We start from the raw sequence: 20,723 nt of genomic DNA, 5'->3' as shown, positions 1-20,723 counted from the left end.
GTCACGACACGACCTCCAGCGCTCGGGCCACCGCGTTGTCGGCGTTGATTCCGGCGCGGTCGAGCAGGTGTCCTTCGTCGCCGACCAGGTCGTAGTGGACGTCCGGGACGCCGATCCGCTTGACCGGCGGGCCGCCGGTCTCGGCCGTCGCCTCGCAGACGGCCCCGCCCAGGCCCCCGACCGCGCGGTGGTCCTCGATGGTGACCACCACTTCGGCGTGGGCCGCGGCTTCCCGGACGGCTTCCCGGTCGAGCGGCTTGACGGTGTGCATGTTCAGGTGCCCGGCGGTTATGCCGCGCTCGCCGAGTTCGCGGGCGGCTTCGGCCGCGACGAGGTTGGGGCGGGGCGCGGTGGCGATGAAGACGACTCGGCCGGGGTCCCGCAGCCACTGGGCTCGTCCGAGCTCGAACTCGGGTCGCCGCTCGAACGGCGACGGTGTCCCCTGCTTACCCAGGCGCAGGTACGCCGGTCCCGGCGTCCTCGCCAGCGCCGCGGTGGCCTGTGCGGTCTGGTAGGCGTCGATCGGCGCCACCACTGCCATGTTGGGCAGCATGCGTACGGCCCCGATGTCCTCCAGGGAGTGGTGGGTGGGGCCGTAGTGCCCCGAGGCGAGACCGGCGTGCGTGGCCACGATCTTGATCGGCAGGTCGGCGCCGGCCACGTCGATCTTGATCTGCTCGAATGCGCGCGCGATCGTGAACGGGCTCATTCCGTTCGCGAAGACCTGGTCGGCCGACACCGTCATTCCGGCGGCGACGCCGATGGTGTTCTGCTCGGCGATGCCGAGGTCGACGAACTGGCGGTGCAGTTCGCCCGAGAAGTGGTCCTGGAGGTCCATGTCGATCGACAGGCAGGCGATGCTCGGATTCGAGCGGGCCAGGGCGAGCAGTGTCATCGTGTAGGCGTCCCGGGCCGGGACGGCCGACCGGTTCTCCCAGACGTGGTCGAGGACCTCGGAGGCCGTGCGGGGTTCGGCGAGGGTGGGATTCATGTCCGGACCTCCTCCAGTGCTCGGAGGGCCCGCTCTCGGGCCGGCCGGTCGAGGGTGGCCGAGTGGCTCCGCTTGGTGTCGTGCAGGCCGGGCACGAGATGGGCCTTGACCGTCCGCGCGATGACCGCGGTGGGTCGTCCCGCTTCGGAGGGCTTGCCGAGGGCGGTCCTGATCTGGTCGTGGTCGTGGCCGTCGATGGTGAGCGTTCTCCAGCCGAAGCTGGACCACTTGTCCGCCAGCGGCTCCAGTGAGAGGCAGTCCTCGGTTCGCCCGCTGATCTGCCATTCGTTCCGGTCCACGATGGCGGTCAGGTTGTCGGCGCCGTGGTGGGAGGCGGCCATGGCCGCCTCCCAGTTGGCCCCCTCCTGGAGTTCACCGTCACCCAGGATCACGAACGACCGCTTGTCGTGGCCGAAGCGGCGGCCGGCCAGGGCGACTCCGAGTCCGATGGGGAGGCCGTGTCCCAGCGCGCCGGTGGAGAAGTCCACTCCGGGCAGGCGCTTCATGGGGTGGCCGCCGAGGCGGCTTCCCGCTTGGGCGTAGGTCGCGCATTCGGCTTCGGGGATGGCCCCGGTGGAGGCGAGGGCGGCGTACAGGGCCGCGGACGCCTGTCCTTTGCTGAGGATCAGGTGGTCGCGGTGGAGCGCTTCGCGGTCGGACGGCCTCCGCAGCACTTCCGCGTACAGGACCGCGAGCAGATCGGAGATCGATATGCTGCCTCCGATGTGAACTCCGGTGGGGGAGGCGCTCATCTCGATGATCTTGCGTCGGATGTTCAGGGCGAGGCGTCTGCTCTCGCCCGGATTGGATTCTCTGGCGTGCATGCGTGCCTGCTTTCGTGTTCAGGGCCTGCGCCGTAACCGGCGCGGTGCGAACGATGCGAGAAGGTCGTCGAGGGCCCGGGTGAGGGCGCGGACGTTGGGTGGGTCGAACCAGGTGGTGCGGATGCGTTCGTTGATGCCGTTCGGGGTCTCGTGGCCGGCCGCCAGTTGTTCGAGGGAGGCGGTCTCGTCGCCGAGGGCGCGTCCGATTCCCTGGAAGAGGCCCCGCACGTAGCGCTCGGCGTCCGCGGCCGGGATGCCTTGGTCGGCCGCCCATGAGACGAGCGTGTGGAGGTACCGGTAGTGGGTGCTCAGGGTCGCCGTGAGCGCCGAGAACACGCTCAGTTCCGATTCCCGTGGGACGGCGAGCGAGCCCCCGAGGCGGTCGAAGAGCGCGTCGACGTCGGGATGGGCCGGGCAGGTGACGGTGATCGAACGGCGTTCGCGCACGGCCGGGAGGGGGATCGCCCGCACGATCGCGGCCTCGGTGGCGAGCCTGCGCCGCAGGTCGTCGTTGCGGACGCCGGCCATCACGTTGACCGCCACTTTTCGGGGATCCACTCGGAGTCCGTCCAGGGCCTCGGATTGGTCGTGCGGGCGCACCGCGATGACGACGATGTCGGAGCGGTCGACCACGGCCTGGTTGTCGGTGCAGACCTGGACGCCTTCGTAGGCTTCCGACAGTGCCGCGGCCGTGCGTGCCCCGCGGGGAGAGAGGAACACCGGCGGCGGGCCCTCCGTGCCTTCGCACAGTCCTATCACGATGGACCGGCCGATTTCCCCGACTCCGATGATGCCGATTCGCGTCATGGCGCTTGGCTCCTTGTGTCCGTGAACTGAGCGGTGCGATCAGGCCGAGTCCGCCGTGGACGCCTCCGCCGCGAGCGTCGGAGGACGCGGGTCGTCGACGCCCCAGAGGCGTGGAGAACGGCTCACCGCGGCCGTGGCCAGCAGGCCGAGCAGGAGGATACCGCCGACCAGCAGCCACAGGGCCGTGGCGGAAATCCGTTCGGCCAATGGAAGGAAGATCAGCGGGGCGAGGATGACTCCGGCGTTGAAGTGCGCGGTGTAGAAGCCCATGTTCCGGGCGTGCAGTCGTTTCGGTGTGATGAAGCTGATGTGCGAGGGCATCACCGGATAGATGATCATCTCCCCGACCGTCCATACGGCGGTCGCGACCAGCACCAGCCAGATCTGGATCGATCCGAGGCCCATGAGAGCGAACCCGGCGGTGCCGCAGGCGTATCCCGCCAGCAGGCTCGACCGCCGGGTGAGGCCCAGCATCGCGTGGTTGAGCGGGATCTCGCAGGTGATGATCAGCAGGGAGTTGACCGCGAAGATCGCGCCGACCCAGCCGACCGGATGGTCGAGTACCTGGACAATGTATACGCTGACGACGGTGGACGGCAGTGCGTAGGCGAAGTGGATCGGAGTCGTGACGGCGATGAAGCTCCAGAACCTGGACGAATGCCGAGCCGGCTCCGCGTTGCCGGGGTCCTCGTCGTCGGCCGTTGCTTCCTCGTCCGCCCCGCCGGCGCCGATCCGCGCCCGGACCAGGATCAGGGCCGAGGCCACGTAGCCGATCGCGGTGCCCCAGGGCAGCAGCTCGGGGTCGACGCTGTAGAGCAGCGCGGCCAGTACCGGCCCCACGCCCATGCCCAGGTTGATCGCCAGGCGCACCGCCGAGAAGGCGAAACGCCGCGAGGATTCAGGCAGCGCCCGCGCCACCAGCGTGTAGGCGATGGGGTTGACCAGTTCGTAGCAGAAGCCCCAGACCACGGTGAGCGCGAGCAGGGGCCAGACGGCCGGGTTCGCCGCGATGCCCAGCACGGTGACCGCCACCCCGACCAGCCCCAGAACGCCGACCCGCTGTTCGGGGATCCTGGCCGTCAGCGCGCCTGCGAAGATGCCTGCCAGCAGTGCTCCGATCCCGAACATGCCGACGATCACGCCGATCATGCCGATGGACAGTTCCTGGCGCTCGGAGGCGAGGTACGCCCCGTAGAGCGGGTACAGGACCGCCGTGCTGCGGCATACGGTGACGGTCGCCAGCAGGCCGGCGATGGGCCGCAGTCCCGCGATGTTGGCCGCCAGGCTCGGCCGGGTCGTGTTCGGGTCGGACATCAGACGACACCGCACAGGGCCGGGTTCGTGCGGGACCGGACCCGGTAGACCGACTCGCGGACCGACGCGATGCACGTGTAGTCCGCTTCCAGGGCGTCCTCGTCGGTGTTGGTGAGGAACACCCGCAGCGGGCTGGTGAGCAGGTCGTGTGTGGGCACGATGGTGTCGCCGGCCTTGCGCTTGAGCGACAGGTCCACGACCGAGGGCCGGTTCCGGATGCACTCCACGAGTTCTTCGTCGGTGGAGGTGACGACCCCCGACTGCACCGTCGGTGCGTTGTAGACGCATGCGGCTCGGAGTCTGCTGTACACGCCGCCGCCGTACTGTTCGAGGAAGCGGTCCGGTTCCATGTAGGCGGTCGCGGTCAGGTCGGCGCCGTTCTCCCCCATGCACCGGTTGTGGAACTCGGGGTGCAGGTGCCCGTTGAGGCGGGCGCCGACCTCGATCAGGGCGGGCCCGTCCGGGGTCATCATGATCTCCGAATGGGCAGGTCCGTTGCGGACGCCGAGCGCGTCGAGCACTTCGCGCGTGAACTCGATCAGCCGGGACGCCACCGGTTCGGCCGGATCGACCAGGATGTCCCTGTCGTAGATGGGTTTGCCGTTGGGAAGCAGGTTCTTCTCGTACCGCCACACCCCGCACACGTAGGCGGTGCCGTCGACGCCGACGGTGTCGACGATGTACTCGGTGCCCTCCAGGTAGCTCTGGACCAGCACTTCCGTGTTCTCCTGGTTGAACACCGTGTCGCTGCCGAGAATGTCCGCGAAGGCCGACCGCAGCGCGGCGGCGTCGCGGCAGACGGAGACGCCGTCGGTCGAAGCGGACGCCAGCGGTTTGGCCACGCACGGCCAGTGGCCGCGGTCCTCGGCCCAGGCGATGGCCTCGTCGGCGCTGTCGGTGACGGTCTGGTCGGCGGTGCGCAGGCCGGCCGCGGCGACCGCCTCCACCATGTCGCGCTTGTCCCGGCGGGCCGCGGAGCGTTCGGTGCCGTTGGTGCGCAGCCCCAATGCCTCGCTCAGTTGATCGGCGAGGCGGACTCCCGGCTCCTGTCCGGGAATGACGAACTTCGGCTGGAGCTGCTTGAGCGCGGCCTCGGTGCTGCCGTCGGGGTTGTAGACTATCCAGTCGAGGTAGCGCTCCTCGTTCCACGGCTGCATCCGTGAGATCGGTTCGGGCGCGCTCTGCAGATGGACGACTTCGATGCCGTGTCGAGCGAACGCCTCGGGCAGGAAGTTGCCGGTCCCGTACGCGTCCACCAGCACGCCCAGAGAACGGCCCGTGTGCGCCTCCAGCACGTCGTCGGTGTGATCCCAGAGCGCCTGGCGCTCAGCCGTTGACAGTGTTCCCACTGTGAGCCTCCTACGTCGTGTATCGATCCCGCGGCGGGCATTCGACTCATTCGGCCCGCATGGCCTTCATTCAACAGCGATTCGCATGGCGTCATAAGTGGGAGAACTCGGACGAATACCCCTGGCAGGATTCGGTCAACGGCTCGACTGCGGCCCCGACCGGTGCCCGAATCCGCGATCGGCTCTGCGGCGCTCGCGGGAAGCGGTAGCGGCCCGGCCGGCCTCCCGATCGAACGCAATGGATTCCACGGGGGCCGGAACCACATCGCCAAACCGCCCGGACAAGAGCAAGGCCGACTAATACTTCAAAGGCCCGAATACCACACCGGAATAGCCCATTACAGACTTGCGATCGACGCAGCATTGGGAATACCCGACCACCCCGACGTTCCCGCGCCGACCCGGGATCACGGCGCGGCATTCACCGCCACATTGGGCAACGGCGACCCCATCGATACCAATGCCCTCGCCATGAACAGGTACAACGTTCGCACCGAATTTCCGCGATCACGCTACGGCGGCGACACCATACACGGAGTTTTGCTACCATCGGGTCCAGCCCTTTGAACACTCCACATGAGGTCGCCGTGCTGTCAATACTTGGAATCGACCGACCGACGCAGGAAGTCTACCAATTCATACTCGAGCACCCTCACCTCGGAGTCGAGGAGATCGCCGCGGGCCTGGACACCACTGTGGAATCTATCCGGGATAGTCTGGACATCCTCGCCAGCAAGCATCTCATAGAGGTTCGCGGTGGCTCCGACACCTTTTCTCCATGCGATCCAGAGGTAGCTCTCGTCGCTCTGCTCTCCCGGCAACAGGCCCAACTCGCCAATGAGCGACTCAGAATAGATCAGGGCCGAGCGGCCATATCGCAATTCATCTCGAAATTCCGAAGCGGCAGTCTTTCCGAAAGCGGTTCCACCGGCGTGGAACGGCATCTGGAACTGGAGGCGGTCCGTGAAGTCATGGCATCGCTGAGCGAGCAGTGCGAGCAGAGCATGTGGTCGATCGTGCCCAGATCGACCGCCACGCCGTCGGCGATGAGGACGACCGAAGAGCGCAGTAAGTCCACTCTAGACCGTGGAGTCGCGATCCGCACGATCTGCGTCGCCAGCGTGCGGAACAATCCCGACCTCCTCGCGCACTACCTGCGGCTGGTCGAGATGGGAGTCCAGGTCCGCACCATGCCGACGCTGCCCATGCGCCTGAACATCATCGACCGGAGCGTAGCGGTCGTAGCCGTGGACGCGGAGGACAGCGCGGCCGGTGCGTATGTGCTGCAGGAGAATACGCTCGTCGATGCCATCGCCTACCTGCATCTTCTGCTATGGAGGGAAGCGACGCCGCTGACGCCGGCCCGCCCGCGGCGAAAGGGCGACATCTCCTCCCAGGAACGCGACGCGTTGCGCCTCTGGGCCCAGGGGCACACCGATCTCGCGGTCGGGCGCAAACTGGGGGTGTCGGAGCGGACCGTTCGACGCATCAGCGAGACGCTGGGAGAGAAGTTGGGCTCGCAGTCGCGGTTCCAGATGGCGATCCGCGCCCTCGAGGCCGACTGGATCAGCCTCGACGACGCCTGAGCGATCCGCGGCGCGACTGCGAGTACCGTCAGCCGGCGAGTCCGGGGCCGCGGAGAGCCTCCAATCGCGCGACGATCTCGCGGACCGCCCCCTCGGGGTCGGCGGCGACCTCGCCGTCGAGGTTGCCGGCCAGGAGCAGGACGGCGAAGCCGTGCACCAGCGACCACGCCGCGAGGCCCCGCCGGGTCCCGTCGGAGCCGCCGTGCAAAGCCGCGCAGAGGAGCCGCCGGGAGCGCTCGCGGGCCCGTTCGAGCGCGGGGTCGTCCGGATGCAGCCGTTCGATGCGGAACATGACCTCGAAATGGACGTGGTGCTCGATCGCGAAGCGCACGTAAGCGACCCCGACCTCGGTGAAGTCGCCGGTCTCGGACCAGGCGCGCTCCAGTTCGTCGACGAATCGCTCGTAGCCCTCGGCGGCGACGGCGGTCAGCAGTCCCGCCTTGTCGCGGAAGTGGTGAGCGGGGGCGGCGTGCGAGACGCCGACGCGTTTGGACACGTCGCGCAGGCTCAATGCGGCGGGGCCGACCTCGTCGAGCGCGGCGACCGCGGCTTCGATCATCGCCCGACGCAGGTCCCCGCGGCGGTGGCGGTCGTTCACGGGGGAAGCCCGACTCCAATCTAGACAATGTCAAGATATGGCCATGGTGGGACCCGGCATCGGTCCGCTCAGACCGACACGGGCACTGCGTGGAGGACCTCGCCCCGAGGAAAGGCGCGAACCGGCACCTGCACCCGTCCGGCCACCGGCTCACTGTGGCGGAGCGCGAGCGCGAGCCGGTGACCGGTGAAGGCGGTGAACAGCGTGAACCGCCAATGCCCCGCCTCCGAGGCGGCCATGCGGGGGTCGTTCACGACGACGTCCCCCCGGGCATCGGGCATCAGCGTGAAAGTGTCGAATCCGTACTGGAACCCGAACCCCAGGGCCTTGGTGTAAGCCTCCTTGAGCACCCAGGTGTCCACGAACTCCACCGCCCGCACCCCGGGTTCGACGGCGCCGAGGCGGGCGCGCTCGACCGGGGCGAACCGTTCGGTGCCGTACCGGACGACGGCCGGGGCGGCGGGAGTCCGTTCGGCATCGATGCCGCAGAGCACGTCCGCGGTCACCACGCACGCGATGAGCCCTTCGGAGTGGGTGAGGTTGAAGCGCAGCCGCCACGGGTTGGGGTGCAGTTCCGGGCGGCCGTACTCCCCGGAGCTGAACGTCAGCCGGGAAGGCGCGATGCCCACCTGCGCGGCCAGGACCGAGCGCGACAGGAGGCGGGCGCCCAGGTAGCGGCGGCGGGCCGACTCAATGCGCAGGCGCTCCCAGCGGGCCCATTCGTCCGGGGAGAGCATCGCGGCCGCCGGCCGCGCGAAACCGTCCACGTCGGCCTCGCGCAGCAGCCAGACCTCCGCCCGTCGAGTGGTGTCCATCAGGCCATCACCCTGTCGTGGGAGCTGCGGACCCGTATCGGCCAATGGGAGAACAGCCGTCCCTCCTCATGCAGGCCGCGCAGGACCTCCATGGCGCGGTCGACGACCGCGGCGTCGGTCACGGTCTCGGCGGGGTACAGCAGGCGCCACACCCGCTCCATCTGCAGCAGCAGGACCGCTCCGTCGGGGGCGCCGCCGAGGGCGTCGCCGGACCACGCCGCCAGGTGGAGGGCGGCCGCGCCCGCGTGGAGCACGCAATACTGCTCGGCGAGCCGGAACTGCTCGGCGGTGCCGGTGTGGCCGCGGCCGGCCTCCCGCGCGATGCGGGCGGCCTCGGCATCGAGGCGGTAGAGTTCCTTGGCGAGCCGGTCCCCCAGGTCGGCGGCGCGCAGGTACCACTCCCGCTGGTCTGCGTCCCGGTGGCCGCGAGCGCGGTCGCGGAGCCGGGCGAGCGCCGCCGGAAGGGCGAGCAGCGCGTCGTCCCGGCCGCGGCTGATCAGGAGCTGCCGCTCCGGCCGCCATTCGGGCAGTTCGGCGTCGAGTCCGTACATGGCCTCGGCCCGCTCGGCGGCCTCGGCGCGGACCGGGTCTTCGGCGTCGCGGGCGACGGTGAGCAGGCCCTCCAGTTGCGCGGCGATGTTCTTGAGGTTCACGACCGTGTTGCCGTCGACGAAGCTCACCGCGCTCAGGTCGCGCAGCATCTTCTGGAAGATGCCGAAGTGCGGGTGGTCGCGCAGGTAGAAGCGGGCGCCGAGCACGACCGAGAGCTGCCCTGCGGTGCGTTCCAGGAGCGTCGGTATGAAGTACTTGACCACCGAGGAGTAGACGCTGGCCTGCGCGGGATTGCATTGCAGTCCGCGGACGGCGCCCGCGCTGACGGCGTCGGCGAGCAGCAGGTCGGCGAAGCACTCGGCCAACTGCCGGCGCGAGTACGGAATGTCGGCGACCTTCCGGCCGAAGATCTCGCGGCCCTCGGCGAAGTCGAGGGTGACGCGCAGCGCGGTGTCGACGGCGCCGAGCGCGATGGCGGCGATCACCGTGCGGGCCACCTGGGCGCCTTTCAGGGCCAGTTCGAGTCCCTGGCCTTCGGCGCCGACCAGGTTCTGCTCGGGCACGAAGACGCCGTCGAGGCGGATGCCGCTCATGTCCAGGGCGCGCAGGCCGTGCAGTCGCTCGTTCGGCAGCGGGGTGACGGTCCCGGCCGGGCACTGGCGCTTGTCGAGGTTGAGGATCGACCAGGCGCCGGGGCCGCGGCGTTCGGCGGTGCGGGCCTGGACGCTGACGACGTCGGCGATGGTGGCGTTGCCGATGAGGTACTTCTCGCCGGTGAGCCGGTAGCCGCCCGGGACGGGCTCGGCGCGCATGTCGTTGGCGAGCACGTCGCTGCCGTGGTGGCGTTCGGACAGGCCCCAGGACATCCGCGTGCCGCGCTTGATCGCCTCGACGGTCGCGGTGCCCTGCGGATCGGTGCCCGCCGTCCAGGTGGGCATGAACGCCACGTTGGTGATCATGAGGGCGGTCGCGGTGGTGGGGTCGCGGCGGGCCACCAGGCGCACGAGGTTGAAGCCGACCTCGACGTCGCCGGCCTTGCCGCCCCAGCGTTCGGGCAGGCAGTATTCGTGGATGCCCCATGCCTGCAGGAGGCTGGCCAGCTCGTGGGGGTAGTCCTCTTGTTCGTCGTGCCGCAGGACCTTCCGGAAGGACATTCGGCCGCCGGCGTCGTCGTGCGGGTCGCCGAGGTGGTCCTCCAGTCGCTCGGCCAGGCCGACGAGGTGCTCTACTGCCACAGGGGGTTCCTCTCTGGTGGGTCTTGCGGGTCACGCGTCGGTGGTGGTGGCGAGTCGGGGTGCCGTGCACGAGAACATCCGGTCGGTCTCGTACAGGGGCTCGGCGACCTCGAGCAGTTGCTCGGTGTCGGCCGCCTCCAGCGCGTCCGTCCGGCCGAACGCTCGGGACAGCAGCACCGCCAGGACCGGCGGCAGCCAGGCAGTGCTGCCCGGCCTCAGGCCGTACAGGCTCCGGTCGCGGTTGCACCACCACAGGTGCAGGCAGCTCGCCGCCGCGTGCAGCAGGCAGAGGCGGTCGGCGAGGCCGTAGACCCGCATCGGGTCCTCCGGCGACCGGTCCTCTTGGCGCCGGGTCAGGTCGCGCAGGAGGCCCGAGACGGCGCGCTCCAGCCTGCGGGTGAGCGCGCTCAGGCGCTTCGCCTGAGCCGCGGTCGTTTCCGGGATGCCCGGCAGCGCGGCGCGGATTTCGCGGGCGACCGCCGGGAGGGCGTCGAAGACCGGGTCGGGGCCCCGGCCCGACAGCTTCAGCCGGGCGGGGTCGAGTTCCGGCAGCGGCCGGTCGAGTGTGAACACGTCCGCCAGCGGCGATTCCGGCCGGATCGCCTCGCCTCCCGCCGGGGCGCCCGGCGCCTGCCGCGCCGCGAGGACCAGGCGCGGCAGTTGGGCGATGATCAGGCGCGAGTTGGCGACGGGGCCGGTGTCGATGTAGCGGACCATGGCGTTGTCGCGCCGTACCGTGTCGAAGGCGGCGTACGGGCCTTCGGCCATGACGCTGCGGGTGCCGAGCACGTCGGCGCAGCGGGCGAAGATCTCCTCGGAGGTGTCGGTAAGGACCTTCTTGGCGACGCTCGACCAGAGGCTCTGCTCGGCGGGCAGTGCGTGCAGGCCACGGGCGCCGGTCAGGGCCACCACGTCCCCGGCCAGGTGGAGGGCGGCGGCGGTCGCCCACTCGCGGCGGGCGTTCGGGAGCCGGGCGGCCGGGGTGCCGGCGACCTCGTGGCCGGAGGCGAAGTCCCACGCCAGGCGGAGCGCGGTGTCGGTGCAGGCGAGATTGGCGCCGGTGCTCATGGCGCGCACCACCTGCATGGCCTTCATCGCCGTCTCCAGGCCCTGCCCCTCGCGGCCCACGAGGGCGTCGGCGCGCACCCGGAGGCCGTCGAAGGCGAAGCCCGAGAAGTCGATGCCGCGCATCCCGGTCGGTGCCTGCCGCCGGCCGGTGCGGGCCTTGTCGACTTCGGCGCCCTCCAGCAGCAGCGCCGAGAACGCCCCCGGGCCGCGGGTGCCGGTCCGGGCCACTACGAGCAGGGCCTCGCATCGCTCTCCCAGGCCGACGAGCCACTTCTCGCCGTCCAAGACGTAGCCGGGGCCCTCGCCCGGTGCGTCCTCGGCGGTCGCGGCGCACGCGTTGGCCAGCAGGTCGCTGCCGTGCGCCTCCTCGGAGAGCGCGAAGCCGACGGCGCCGCCCTCCCGCAGCAGCCGGACCGCGCGCTCGCGCTGCTCGGCGCTGCCCGCGGCCAGGATGCAGGCGACGGCGGTGATGGAGAACATGGTGGCCGGCATGACCGCGGCGTCCCGGCGGGCGACCGCGCGGACCTGCATCAGGGTGCGGTCCATCGACACCAGGTCGCCGCCGTCGGCGGCCGGCACGAAGGCGGCGCGCAGCCGGGGGCCGACCCGCTCGGCCAGCGCGCGCGGGAAGGCCGCCGCCGCGTCGCGGGCGGCCATGGCGGTGAAGCCGTACGGGTTGGCGGGGTCTCGCGGATCGCCCAGGTCGCGGTCGATGTCGGTGGCGGCGTTGGTCATCGGGCGGCCTCCGGGGCGGCGAGGGGGGCCGGGGTGTACTCGGTGGCGGCCGCGGGGAGGCGGACGCCGCCGAGCGCGAACTGGTGCACGCGGGAGGTGAAGGCGGCGCCGCGCATCAGGTGGTGTGCGACGTCGGCGGCCCGGCGGTTCTCGGGGGCGGCCAGGTAGGTGCCGCCGACCCATTCGTTGAAGGCGCCCATGGCGGGGCCGCACCAGAGCTGGTAGTCGGCGCGGCGGTCGGCGTCGCCGGTGACCGCCCAGCGGGAGGCCATGCCGAGGTACCAGCGGAACAGCAGCGCCATCCGGCGGCGCGGGGCGCTGGCGGCGCGGCGGAGCTGCTCGGGGTCGCGGCGGGTGAAGTACCGCTCGACCTCGGCCCAGACCTCGTCCACCGAGCGCCGGAAGATCTGCTGTTCGAGGTTGCGGAGCTCGGCGGCCGGCAGCGCCTCGATGCCGTCGTAGGCCTGGTAGAGCTCGTAGAGCTTTTTGGCGCGCATCGGGAAGAAGGTGCCCTTCTTGAGCACCTGGAGTTCGACGCCGAGTTCGAACATGTCGGCGGCCGGGGCCATCTCGCAGTCGGCGGACGAGGCGCCGGCGAGCAGGCTCCGGGCGGCGTCTGAGGTGCCCGACTCCAGGCACGCTTGGTGGACGGAGCCGACGACGATGTAGTCGGCGCCCATGGCGAACGCCGCGGCGGCGGCTCGCGGCGTGCCGATGCCTCCGGCGGCGCCGACGCCGATGGGCCGCTCGTAGCGCAGCTCCCGCCCGATCGCCTCGCGCAGTCGCAGCAGGGTGGGGAACAGGGCCGTCAGCGGGCGGCGGTCGGTGTGGCCGCCGGAGTCGGCCTCGGCGGTGATGTCGTCGGCCATGGGGACGTGGCGGGCGAGTTCGGCCTGTTCGGCGGTGATCAGGCCGCGGGAGGCGAGGTCGTCGAGGAGGGAATCGGGGGCGGGGCGCATGAAGCGTTCGGCGACCTCGGCGCGGGAGACCTTGGCGATCAGGCGGTTGTCGGTGCGGATCCGGCCGTCGGCGCCGCGGCGCAGGCCCGCGGCGCGGTAGCGGACGACGTGCGGGGTGAGGTCCATGAACGCCGAGGCCTCGACGCAGCGCACCCCGTGTTTGAGCAGCAGTTCGACGCAGTCGCGTTCGAGGGCGTCCTCGCTGGGGCTGTGGATCAGGTTGACCGCGTAGGGCAGTCCCGGGATCTCGGCGGCGAACCGGGTCAGTGCCGTTTCGATGCGTTCGGGCAGGAGCCCGGCCGCGCCGAAGGAGGCCAGCGCCCCGGACCGGGCCAGGGCGATGACCAGTTCCTCGGAGGCGATGCCGCCGGCCATGGCCCCGCCCATGTAGGCGTAGCGGACGCCGTGCCGGGCGCGGAACGCGGAGGAGCCGAGGGCGTCGGGGGTGAGCGGCCCGGTGGCGGCGACGACGCGTCCGGCGGCCTCGGGCCGGCTGTTGGCGATGCCGACGCCCTGTCCGGTGTCGACGATGTAGCAGGGTCGGTCGAGGCGGGCGAGGGCCTGGTGGATGCCGCCCGGGTCGGTGTGGACGGTCGCCGGGCCGGCCGCGGGCGCGCCGCGGTCGGCGGTCCGGACCGCATCGGGGCGAGTGGTGGTGCGATCGGTGTTCACTGGTGGTCCTCCTCCTGAGTGGGAACGACTTCGACGGCCGCGTCGGTCAACTCGTAGATGCGCAGGCCGGGCTTCCACACGCTGGCGTCGGCGGTGACGGTGAGGCGGCCGTCGGCCCGGTTGATCTCCTTGATGTGCGCGTCGAAGGTCATCTCTCCGTCGCCGCGCAGGATCTGGCCCCGGTACTTCCAGGACATCGGCACTCGGCGGGGCACGACGAACCGGACCTCCCCCATGCCGTCGGCGAGGCCGGATTCGATGACGTACGCCTGGAGCGCCTGCAGGACGGCTTCGACGCCGAGCGATCCGGGCATCACCGGGTCGCGGTGGAAGTGGCAGTCGAAGTACCACTCGCCGGGGTCGATCTCGCGCCGCCCGAAGAGGTATCCGGCGCCGTGGTCGCCGCCGTCGGGGACGATGGTGAGGTCGTCGACCAGGTCGCGCAGGTGGCCGTCGACCAGCCGCAGTCCGGTGCCGGGCTGCGGCGTGAACCAGCGGTCGTCGCCGCGCACCGGCAGCCAGCGCACCGCGTCCGCCTCGATCGCGTCGCGGTGGGTCTCCAGCCAGGGGGCGACGTACTCCCCGGAATCGAGGCCGACCTGGTTGGCGAGCGCCTGCTCGGTGAAGTAGCCGAAGAGGGACTCGCCTTCGTAGAACAGCTCGCCGTCGGCGTAGAGGCGGTAGCGGAAGTTCTGCAGGGTGGCGCCCGGAACGGACTGGCTCGACAGGAGTTCGGATTCGTGCCGGATGGTCTTGCCGCGCAGGTCGAGCTGCTCGACGAAGGCGGCCCGCCCGTCGAGGTTGCGGATGGACAGTTCCTCGTCGGGGCTGGCGAGGGTGGCTCCCAGGTAGTAGCCGAGCAGGATGGCCGCCTGCAGGGAGGTCTCCATGGCGACGCAGTTGGGCATGCCCGCCCGGCCGGTGTCGCGGTAGTACCAGGCTTCGGGCGGCGAGTCGTACTCGGTCGCCATCGTCGAGCCGGGCGTCAGGTCGCCGCGGGTGCCGTCCAGGCGCATGATGCGGTCGACGAACTGGAAGTCGCCGTTGGGGATGTAGGGCGCGCGCCGGCCGTCGGAGTAGATCTCGAACTCCTTGCCCATGGCGGTGGCGAGGTCGCCCTTGGCGGCGTGCGCGAGGTGCAGTTCGTTGATGAACGCGGCCTCGCCCTCCCGGTTGCGGCGGCCGAGGAACGCCGGGATGCCGCCCGCTTCGGGCCGGTAGGGGGTGCCGGGCTTCTCCTGGACGCGGATGCCGAAGTTCTTCATCGACACGATCGGCTTGTCGCCCTCGTAGACGGTGATGTCGGCGATGACGGTGGGGCGCGGCAGCATGGCCAGGTCGGTGACGTCCACTTCGTAGCGGACTTCGCCGGTGTCGGGGGTGATCTGGCCGCGCACCTTGACCTCGGTCTCCAGACCGGGCACGGCCTGGAATTCGGCGTCCGGGAACACCATGTGCATGCCGAGGTAGAGGGCGTAGGTCTGCAGGATCTGCACGCCGCCTTCGGCGATGAGCGATCCGGCGAGCACCGGGTCGCCGGTGAAGTGGCAGGCGAAGTACCAGCCGTCGGGGTCGAGCCGCTTGACCGCGGTGAGGTGTCCGAGGGTCCGCGGGCCGGCGAGCCGGTCGATCGAGGTGATCTCGTCGATCATGCGGAGCTTCGCGTCGGGCAGGCGCAGCGACGGGTTGACGCCGTCGGCGTGCTGGTCCCAGCTCGGCCCGAACACTTCGCCGGGCCGTCCCTCGGTGAGCCGCTGGAGGTCGGCGCCGGTCAGGCCGGTGCGGTCGGTGCGGGCGAGCGGCTTGAACCAGGCCGGGGTCATGGCCTCGCGGCGCTCGGCCTCGGCGGCGCTCTCCACGACGCCGAGGGACTCCTCCAGCTCGGCCGGGCTGAAGAAGCCCGCGCAGGCGTCGAGGAGTTCCAGGATCAGCTCGCCGTCGGCGTAGCAGCGGTAGTTGAAGAAGAACAGCAGGCTGTCGCCGTTCCACACGAACCGGTCGATGTTGATGTCGTAGCGGAGCGTCTGGCCTTCGCGGGGGAGCCCGCCGTGGAAGACCAGGCGGCTGTCGAGGAGCCGGTAGACGCGCTCGCCCCGGTTCTTGAAGTCGACGCCGAGGTAGGCGATCAGGAGCATGTCGCACTGGCCGGCCTCGATCGTGACCGCGCACGGCACCAGTCCGTCGACGGTGTACCAGGCGTCGGCCGGCACGTCGTACTCGGTGGTGATCTCGGACGGTTCGAACACGCCGGTCTCGCCTTTGAGGTGGGTGACCCGGGTGACGAAGTGGTACGGCGGTTCCGGCAGGCGGCAGCGCCGCGGGTAGCGGTCGACCTCGGCGAAGTCGGGGCCGAAGACGGGCGCGACGTGGCCGCCGGCGAACTCCAGCAGGTCGTCCTGGTCCCAGATGACGGTGCGGTCGCCTCCGCCGTCGCCGGTTGCGGGCGGCGGGGGCGGCGGGCCGACCGCGGGGGCGGGCGGCGAGGCGGGCGCTGCGGGCGCTGCGGGCGGGGGCGGCATCGTGGGCGCGGGCGGCGGCGCCGCGCTGCCGTTCATGGGCCCTTCCAGGACCTGCAGCGGACCCTCCAGCATGGCGTGCTGGGCGTGCAGCGCGGCCCGGTGGGCCCGTGCCACGTTCGCGGCCAGCACCTGCAGCGGGCGGAACCGGCCCGCGTCGGGGGCCGCGCCGGTCCGCCACGGCGCGCGGAAGTCCCGCGGCCGTCCGGCGGGCTCGGCTCGCGCCGGTTCGGGTTCGGCCAGGTGCACGAAGGGCTCGCCCTCGATGACGATCTGGTCGTGGGCCGCGCTCGCCGGTTCGTAGGGCGTCAGCTCGTAGGAAGGCTCGGGCGCGGTCGGTGCGGATTCGGAGGTCATGGTCGTGTTCACCTCGGTGGATTCGTGGGGCTCGGACGGCCCGAGCAGGTCGGCGGCGGCGCCGGCCACGCGGTCGGCGATCGGCTCTCCGCCGCAGGGCACCCGGACGACCGGCGAGCGGCGGGCGGGGGCCTCGGTTCCGTCGCCGAAGAGCACCCCGAGGTCCACCGGCAGGCCGTGGCTGACCAGGCGGGCCAGGGCCTGGGCGAGCACGGTTCCAGTGGCGGCGCCGCGGCGGTCGACCGAGACCGCGACGTGCTCGAGGCCGTCCAGCGTCTCGGTGATCCAGCGGGTGCAGGTGGCGCCGGGCCCGACCTCGATGAAGTAGCGGAACCCCCGGTCGTGGGCGGTCCGGGCCAGTCGCGCGAAGTCGATGGTGTCGCTCAGCGTGCAGGCGATCCGGTCGGCGATGACCGCCCGGTCGCCGACGGGCACCGTGCCGTAGTCGTAGGCCGAGAGCAGTTCGAGGCCGGAGGCGGGTTCGCCGAGCGGGTAGTCGTTGAGCGCGGCCAGGTCGGCGGTGTCGGGCGCGACGATCGGGCAGTGCATGACGTGGTCGGCGGGCGGGCGGGCCGACTGGCAGCCCAGCTTCTCGATCACCGCTCGCACCTGTGCGGGCGCACCGGCGACGACGACTTCGCCGGGCGTGTTGACGTGGGTGAGGTAGACCCGGTCGAGGCCGCTCATGGCCCCTCGGGCCTCGTCGGGCGAGGTGAGCAGGACCTTGGTGGTCCAGACCTCGGCGTCGGGGGTCGCCTCGGGCAGGTCCCACTCCTCGCGGACCCGCTCCTTGCGGCCGCGCAGCCGGTTCTTGAACAGCGGGCTGGCCGCGAGCGCGGCGTCGTCGCGGGCCGATTCGGTCCACACTCCGGTGGCGAACAGCATGCTGGACTCGCCCAGGCTGTAGCCGAAGCCGCCGTGCGGTTCGATGCCGAGCACGTCGCGGAGCAGCCGGGTGTGCACCACCGCGAAGTTGGTGCCGGCGGCCAGCATCACCGGGGTGTCCTCGATGAGTTCGCTTTCGTGGCGCATCAGGTCGCGGCGCGGCATGGGCCCGGCCGATCGCGGGTAGAGGCGCCGGTGCTTGAACCGTTCGGCGGGCCGGTCGGCCTCCCGCTCGAAGTCGGCGCGCAGGCCGGGGAAGAGCCGGAACAGGTCGCGTCCGGCGCCCGGGTAGGTGGTGAACGCGCCCGGGTAGACGAAGGCGACGCGGCCGTCCGGGCCGGCGGGCCGGGCGGTGAAGTAGCTCCCGGAGGGGGTGCTCCACTCGCGGCCTTCGGCCGCGGCCTTCGGCAGGTCCCGTTCGGCCGCGGCGAGTTCGGCCTCGAGCCGGTCGGCGTCCGCGCCGACCAGGACCGCGGTGAGGCGGCCGGGGCGCGGGGCGCCGGCGGCCTCCCGCACCAGCGGGGCGGGGTCGCCGGTCTCGGCGAGGCGGGTGCGCAGTGCACCGGCCGCGGCGGCCAGTCCGGCGCCGTCGTCGGCGTTGAGCGGCAGCAGCCACGCGCCGGGCCCGGTCGTCCAGTCGGTGGCCGCGCCGGCGGGTTCGGTACGCGGCGCGGGCGAGCGGAGGATGACGTGCGCGGCGGCGGTCTCGCCGAGGACGCTGAGGGCGGCGGCGCGGCGGTCGCCCCGGCGTTCGAGCAGCCAGGGCTGGGACTCGCCGAGCATGGTGAAGCGGCCGTCGGCGAGCGAGTCGGGCTCGCCTTCGAACAGTCCCGGCGGCGCCGGCGGGTACTCCGCGTGGTGGAGCGCGAGCGTGGCCGACACCAGGGCGGCGAGCGGTGCCGCGCGCCCGGTGTCGCCGACCAGGGCGGTGGTGGAGCCGAGCGCGCAACTGTAGCGGTCGCCGGGATCGTCGGCGCGGTAGACGGAGGCGAGGGCGTCGGTCTCGGCGAGGCGGCGCTCGGTCCCGGCTCCGCCGAGCTCGAAGTAGCCCACGTCGGCCGGGTCGAGTCCGGCTTGGTCGAGCGCCGCTCGGGCGGCGCCGGCGGCGGCGTCGGCCGCGGTGTCGGCGGTGTGGATGCGCAGGGCCTCGACGGCGGCGTAGGCGCGGCGGGCCTCGCCGACGGCGTCTTCGCGGGTGACGACCAGCGCCGCGGCGCCGTCGCCCAGCGGGGGCGGGCCTTCGCCGCGGTCGGCGGCGATGCGGGCCCTGGCCCGGGTGTTCTCTGCTCCGGCCGCGAGGTCGACGCCGCCGACGAGCACGGCCTCGATGGTGGGGTCGAGCAGCAGCAGCTCGGCGACCTCCAGCGCCCGGGCTCCGGCGGTGGCGTCGGCGGCGACGGTGAAGGAGGGGCCGGTCAGGTTGCGGGAGGAGGAGACCCGGCTGGCCATGATGTTGCCGATGTAGCTGAGCACCTCGTTGGCGCCGATGGGGTCGTGGACGGCGCCGCGGACGGCCGCCTCCAGCCGGTCGAGCTGCTCGGGGTCGAGGCTGACGCCCGCGCGGTCGCACTCGGCCCGCACGTGGGCGCCGATGTCGAACCGCGCCCGGTGGGTGTGGGACCGGGGCTCCATCTCCATGGCGATGACGACGGCGACGCGGGATTCGGGCAGCTCGTCGGCCCGGCTGCCGGGCGGCGGGGGCGGGTACCCGGCGTCGGCGAGGGCCTGCTCGGCGGCCTCGAACAGGGCGAGGTGCTGCGGGTTGGCCTGGGCCAGTTCGTTGGGCGGGATGCGGTAGGTGCGCGGGTGGGCCTCCAGGGTGTCGAAGTAGCCGCCGACCGGGTCGGTGCCGTCGATCGCGGTGCCGGTGAGGGGGCCGTCGGCCAGGTGCTCGGCGCCGTACCAGCGGTGTTCGGGGCGTTCGACGAGCGCGCTCTGGCCGGTGCGGGCGGCGCGGGCGAGCGCTTCGGCGTCGGCGAGCGGGCCGAGGCGTGCGCCGAGCCCGACGACGGCGAGCCGGTGCTGCGGGTCCGATCCCCGGTCGGCGGCGCCGGTTTCGCCCGAGGTCGCGGTGGTGGCGGGGGTCGGCTCGGCGAGCACGAGGTGCGCGTTGGTGCCGCCGAAGCCGAACGCGGAGACGGCCGCGCGCCGCGGCCCGTCGTGCTCGGGCCAGTCTTGGTTGGACAGGACGATCCGGTCGGCGGCCGCCTCGGCCCCGGCCGGGCGGCGGGGGTCGGTGACGCCGGGGGTGCCGGGGATGACGCCGTGGCGCAGCGAGAGCACGGTTTTGAGGGCGCTGGTGAACCCGGCGACGGTCAGCAGGTGCCCGACGTTGCCCTTGACGGAGCCGAGCAGCGGCACCGTCCCGGCGCGCTGTCCGAAGTATTCGGCGAGGCCGGACAGTTCGGTGGCGTCGCCGCGCGGGGTGCCGGTGGCGTGGCATTCGATGTACTGCACCGCGGCCGGGTCGAGGTCGGTGTAGGCGCGTTCGTAGGCGCCGATCTGCCCGGCCGAGCTGGGGCTGAGCAGGTGCTTCCCGGCGCCGTCGTTGGTGAGTCCGATCGACTCCAGGACGGCGTGGATCCGGTCGCCGTCGCGGACGGCGTCGGCGAGGCGCTTGAGGACGAACACCCCGGCGCCCTGGCCGGTGAGGATGCCCGTGGAGTCGGCGTCGAACGGCTGGGCGACACCGTTGTCCGGGTAGGCGTGCAGGTCGGAGAAGGACAGGTGGATCAGGAGCGGGTCGGGGACGCAGACCGCCCCGGCGACCATGGTGTCGGCGCGGCCGGTGGCCAGGTAGTCCCGGGCCAGGGACATGCCGTACAGGGCCGACGAGCAGGCCGCGTCGAGGGCGAGCCGGGGACCGCCCAGGCCGAGGGCGTCGGCGGTGGTGACCGCCGGCGACCCGAAGGGCCACAGGTTCTCGGCGGCGGGCTCGCGCGCCTGCCCGCTGTCGGCGGCGGGCACCGGGAGCCCGGCGCGGGCCAGGCCCTCGGTGACCGCCCTGCGGATCTGGGGGACGCACAGGTCCACCGACGAGTCGGTGGGGAACGAGTAGTTGCCCAGGACCAGTCCGGTGCGCCCGAGCCGTTCGGACGCCCGGTCCAGACCGGCGTCGGCGAGGGCCTGCCGGACGGTGTGGAGCGACCAGCGCACCACCCGGTCCTGGCCTGCCAGGTCGTCGGCGGGGACGGCGAGGCCGGTCAGGTCGATCTCCGGTTCGGCCACGAAGCCGCCGCGGGTGGTGGTGATGGGGTACTCGTCGTCCCCCCACCCGCCGGGGGTGTCCGGGTCGGTGCCGAAGACGTCCCGGCCGCCCTCGGTGCGGTGGTCGGCGCCGGCGATCAGGCCGTCCCAGAACTGCTCGGGGCTGTCGGCCCCGGGAAGCAGGCAGGCCATGCCGACGATGGCGACGGGCTCGTTGCCGCCCGATGCGACACGATGTGCGGTGGACATGATT

General features: G+C 71.9%; 12 protein-coding genes. 1 reads left to right on the top strand and 11 read right to left on the bottom strand.

Annotation, left to right across the window (positions count from 1 at the left end; translation table 11 throughout):
• Position 1 precedes the first annotated feature (1 nt).
• Genes CUT39_RS03200 through CUT39_RS03180 form a run of 5 tightly spaced genes read right to left on the bottom strand, consistent with a single transcriptional unit; the run spans position 2 to position 5,285 of the window.
• Positions 2–991 (bottom strand): transketolase family protein, encoded by a 990-nt coding sequence (locus CUT39_RS03200; RefSeq protein WP_100444527.1) that lies wholly within the window; start codon positions 989–991, stop codon positions 2–4.
• Positions 988–1,815, bottom strand: a complete 828-nt coding sequence (locus tag CUT39_RS03195; protein WP_100444526.1) for a transketolase — start codon at positions 1,813–1,815, stop codon at positions 988–990. Before CUT39_RS03195 ends, CUT39_RS03200 begins: the two co-directional genes overlap by 4 nt.
• 18 nt (positions 1,816–1,833) lie before the next feature.
• Entirely contained in the window at positions 1,834–2,622 is a 789-nt protein-coding gene (locus CUT39_RS03190; RefSeq protein ID WP_100444525.1) for an NAD(P)-binding domain-containing protein, read from the bottom strand.
• A gap of 39 nt (positions 2,623–2,661) precedes the next feature.
• A complete protein-coding gene (locus CUT39_RS03185; RefSeq protein ID WP_100444524.1) occupies positions 2,662–3,936 on the bottom strand; it encodes an MFS transporter in 1,275 nt (424 codons plus the stop codon).
• Positions 3,936–5,285 carry an ATP-grasp domain-containing protein gene (locus CUT39_RS03180; RefSeq protein ID WP_198586836.1) on the bottom strand — a complete coding sequence of 450 codons (1,350 nt, stop codon included), beginning with the start codon at positions 5,283–5,285 and terminating at the stop codon, positions 3,936–3,938. The genes CUT39_RS03185 and CUT39_RS03180 overlap by 1 nt, the downstream gene beginning before the upstream one ends.
• Positions 5,286–5,848: 563 nt before the next feature.
• Between CUT39_RS03180 and CUT39_RS20125 the strand changes: the two genes are divergently transcribed.
• Positions 5,849–6,871, top strand: a complete 1,023-nt coding sequence (locus CUT39_RS20125) for a helix-turn-helix transcriptional regulator (protein ID WP_157930449.1) — start codon at positions 5,849–5,851, stop codon at positions 6,869–6,871.
• 28 nt (positions 6,872–6,899) lie between these two features.
• Here the strand turns inward: CUT39_RS20125 and CUT39_RS03165 are convergent, their stop codons facing one another.
• The 6 genes from CUT39_RS03165 to CUT39_RS03140 form a co-directional block, all read right to left on the bottom strand.
• A complete protein-coding gene (locus CUT39_RS03165; RefSeq protein WP_100444537.1) occupies positions 6,900–7,430 on the bottom strand; it encodes a TetR/AcrR family transcriptional regulator in 531 nt (176 codons plus the stop codon).
• Positions 7,431–7,537: 107 nt separating this feature from the next.
• Complete coding sequence (locus tag CUT39_RS03160; RefSeq protein ID WP_100444520.1) at positions 7,538–8,284, bottom strand: 4'-phosphopantetheinyl transferase family protein; 747 nt, start codon at positions 8,282–8,284, stop codon at positions 7,538–7,540.
• Positions 8,284–10,071, bottom strand: coding sequence for an acyl-CoA dehydrogenase (locus tag CUT39_RS03155; RefSeq protein WP_100444519.1), 1,788 nt, complete (start codon positions 10,069–10,071; stop codon positions 8,284–8,286). Before CUT39_RS03155 ends, CUT39_RS03160 begins: the two co-directional genes overlap by 1 nt.
• 30 nt (positions 10,072–10,101) lie before the next feature.
• On the bottom strand, positions 10,102–11,874 hold the full coding sequence (locus CUT39_RS03150) for an acyl-CoA dehydrogenase (RefSeq protein WP_100444518.1): 1,773 nt from the start codon (positions 11,872–11,874) through the stop codon (positions 10,102–10,104).
• The gene (locus tag CUT39_RS03145) at positions 11,871–13,505 is read right to left on the bottom strand and encodes a PfaD family polyunsaturated fatty acid/polyketide biosynthesis protein (RefSeq protein WP_100444517.1); all 1,635 of its coding nucleotides are present in this window, start codon (positions 13,503–13,505) and stop codon (positions 11,871–11,873) included. The genes CUT39_RS03150 and CUT39_RS03145 overlap by 4 nt, the downstream gene beginning before the upstream one ends.
• On the bottom strand, positions 13,502–20,719 hold the full coding sequence (locus CUT39_RS03140; protein WP_100444516.1) for a beta-ketoacyl synthase N-terminal-like domain-containing protein: 7,218 nt from the start codon (positions 20,717–20,719) through the stop codon (positions 13,502–13,504). The genes CUT39_RS03145 and CUT39_RS03140 overlap by 4 nt, the downstream gene beginning before the upstream one ends.
• Positions 20,720–20,723: the final 4 nt, after the last annotated feature.

This window comes from Glycomyces xiaoerkulensis (assembly GCF_002798405.1).
Classification (GTDB): Bacteria; Actinomycetota; Actinomycetes; order Mycobacteriales; family Micromonosporaceae; genus Glycomyces; species Glycomyces xiaoerkulensis.
The sequence above is the reverse complement of the archived record's forward strand: the minus strand, read 5'-3'. Positions and strand labels throughout refer to the sequence as shown.